Annotated in this window: 2 protein-coding genes and 1 pseudogene; 2 read left to right on the top strand and 1 reads right to left on the bottom strand. The window is 65.7% G+C overall.

What is annotated here, in order from left to right:
• Positions 1 to 712: 712 nt before the first annotated feature.
• Positions 713 to 967: a hypothetical protein gene (locus ACFQ8C_RS36900; RefSeq protein WP_383466317.1), complete on the top strand. Its 255-nt coding sequence runs from the start codon at positions 713 to 715 to the stop codon at positions 965 to 967.
• Between the two features lie 61 nt (positions 968 to 1,028).
• On the opposite strand, the pseudogene ACFQ8C_RS36895 reads toward ACFQ8C_RS36900, so the two are convergent.
• Positions 1,029 to 1,810 (bottom strand): annotated as a pseudogene (locus tag ACFQ8C_RS36895) (IS3 family transposase); the annotation flags it as partial.
• Positions 1,811 to 1,877: 67 nt separating this feature from the next.
• On the opposite strand from ACFQ8C_RS36895, the gene ACFQ8C_RS36890 reads away from it, so the two are divergent.
• On the top strand, positions 1,878 to 2,477 hold the full coding sequence (locus ACFQ8C_RS36890) for a hypothetical protein (RefSeq protein ID WP_383466315.1): 600 nt from the start codon (positions 1,878 to 1,880) through the stop codon (positions 2,475 to 2,477).
• Positions 2,478 to 2,530 lie beyond the last annotated feature (53 nt).

Raw genomic sequence — 2,530 nt, 5'->3', positions numbered from 1 at the left:
TGCACAACCTCGCCCTCACCGGATAGATCAACGGGCTTGACCGCGATCAACCATGCCCGAGGCGACTCGGAGATCATTTACGGGACAGCCCTTAGCCATGAGCCATCCCCGTGGAGTGTCCAGAAGCGTCCGATTGCGTCCGACGGACAACGTACAGCGTCCGAACTCGTGGGTCTGCGTCTTGAGTTGTACTGCTGCGTCAGGCCATGTCAGTGGGCCATTTCAGGAGCCGAGCCTGGGTGAGACCGATCCGATCTCACCGAGGAGGACAAGGTGCTGAACACGGCTCTGACACTGGTAGCTGAAGGGCTGTTGACCCAACTGCCCGCTAGCTTGCTTACGGCGGCCCTCACCACACTCTCTGTCTGGGGAGTCCGTAAATGGAGTGAGCGGCACAAGTAATCGGGCTGCCTGGAGCCCCGGCCGGAATTGTTCCCGGCCGGGGCCTCGTGCGTGTCGGCCGTCGCGCTGAGCCGGTCGGCATTGGCATGCAGGCGTTTGCTGACTGGGCCGGGGCGTGGGTGGCGAGCTGGGCGATCTCGTCGTCGCGTTCACGGAGGAGACGCGCATGCGTGTCGGTACGGACTGTGTTGCCGCAGCCGCGCCGACAGCTGTGCTGCCGTGGGGCCGTCGCGCCGGGCTCGGGTTCGCAGAGGGCGTTGTCGCGTTTGAACGCGCAGATCAAAACGCGCTGGGGTTGTCGTAGAGCACGATGCCGCCCCTGACGAGGAAAGCGCACACCACCGGCGGTGATGACCAGCTGGGCGAGGGTGAGGAAGAGGCCGCCTGGGACGTCGATGCCCTCCTGGAGCTCGCGCAGGATCGCGGCGAGCTTGAGGGCGTAGATGTCGTCGGTGGTCAGGTTGTCCTCGATCTACTTGTTTTCGACGGTTGCTGGAATCCGCCCTCCTCGACGCTTCCTCGTCATTGCAACACCTTCGGGGTCTTGTGTTGCGACGAGATCTAGAACCCACCCGTCACGGCGGGGCCAAGAGAGACCGGGCCTTGACCCCGGATTTTGAACACGTCTATGCGGCTTGGGCCAGGGTAGTTGCTGTTGGTTGGACGTTGTTTTCGTAGGCGATCGGGGACCGTTGGCCGAGGCGGGAGTGCCGGCGTCGGGTGTTGTATCGGGTCAGCCAGCGGAAGGCGTCGAGCCGCGCCTGGCGCTCGTCCGGCCAGCCTTTGCGTCCCTTGAGCGTCTCCCTCTTGAAGGCAGCGTTGAAGTTTTCGGCTGCGGCATTGTCCGCGCTGGACCCGACCGCTCCCATGCTTTGCCGGACCCCTGCTGACCTGCAGATTTCAGCGAAGGCTCTACTCGCATACTGCGACCCGTGGTCCGTGTGCATGATCGCTCCCTCGAGACTGCCGCGGGTCTGCTCGGCGGCCGCCAGGGCGTCGATGACGAGCTCGGCTCGCATGTGATCGGCGATCGCCCACCCGGCCAGTCGGTGTGAGGCGAGGTCGATGACGGTGGCCAGGCAGAGAGGCTTCGCGCCGTTGACCGGCAGGTATGTGATGTCGCCGACGTACTTCGTGTTCACCGCGGCAGCGGTGAAGTCACGTCCGATCAGGTCCGGTGCCTTCGCCGTGGCCGTGTTGGCGAGCGTGGTGCGGTGCCGGCGGCGCAGGCGGACCCCTCGAGCCCGATGCTCCGCATGATCCTCGCGACGCGCTTGTGGTTGACCACCGGGCCGCCCTCGTCGCGGAGTTCCGCGGTGATTCTGGGGGCTCCGTATGTGCCGCCGGAGTCCTGGTGAATCTTGCCTATCCGGGCGAGGGTTGAGGCCGACCGGTGGATCGCGTTCCGGTCGCACTTCGGGATCGAGAGCTTCTACTGCCGGCCTGGTATCGAGGGCGCCCACGAGAAGGGCGGCGTGGAAGGGCAGATCGGCTACTTCCGCCGCAACCACTTCACGCCGGTGCCCGAGGTCGAGTCGCTGGCCGAGCTGAACGAGCTGGTCGATCAGTGGGACCTGCGGGACGGACGACGCCGGATCGGTTCGCGGCCGCGGACGATCGACGAGTACTTCCAGGTCGAGCGGCCGCTGCTGATGCCGCTGCCCGAGGAGCCTTTCGAGACGGGCCGGCTCTTCACTCCGAGGGGCGACCGCTACAGCAAGATCGCAGTCCGCACGAACCGCTACTCGGTGCCGATCCGCCTGATCGGCAAGCGGGTCCGGGTCGTGCTGCACGCCTCCCACCTGGTGGTTTACGACCGGAACGTGGAAGTGGCCCGGCATGAGCGTCTGATCGCGAAAGGCGGCTCTCGCCTGGATCTGGACCACTACCTTGAGGCCCTGATCCGCAAACCGGGAGCCTTCCCTGGCGCGACGGCGCTCGAACAGGCCCGCTCTGCGGGCAAGTTCACCCCGGTCCATGACGCCTGGTGGACCGCGGAGGTCAAGGCACACGGCGACACCGCCGGCACACGAGTGTCGGCGTACGGACTTTTCTCCCCAGTTGCGTACGGATGAACGTCCCCAGCTTTGGTCGCGGGTTGCGGCAGTGCGGCAGAGGATCTCGGTTG

The organism is Streptomyces sp. NPDC056503, from assembly GCF_042794995.1.
GTDB lineage: Bacteria > Actinomycetota > Actinomycetes > Streptomycetales > Streptomycetaceae > Streptomyces.
The sequence above is the reverse complement of the archived record's forward strand: the minus strand, read 5'-3'. Positions and strand labels throughout refer to the sequence as shown.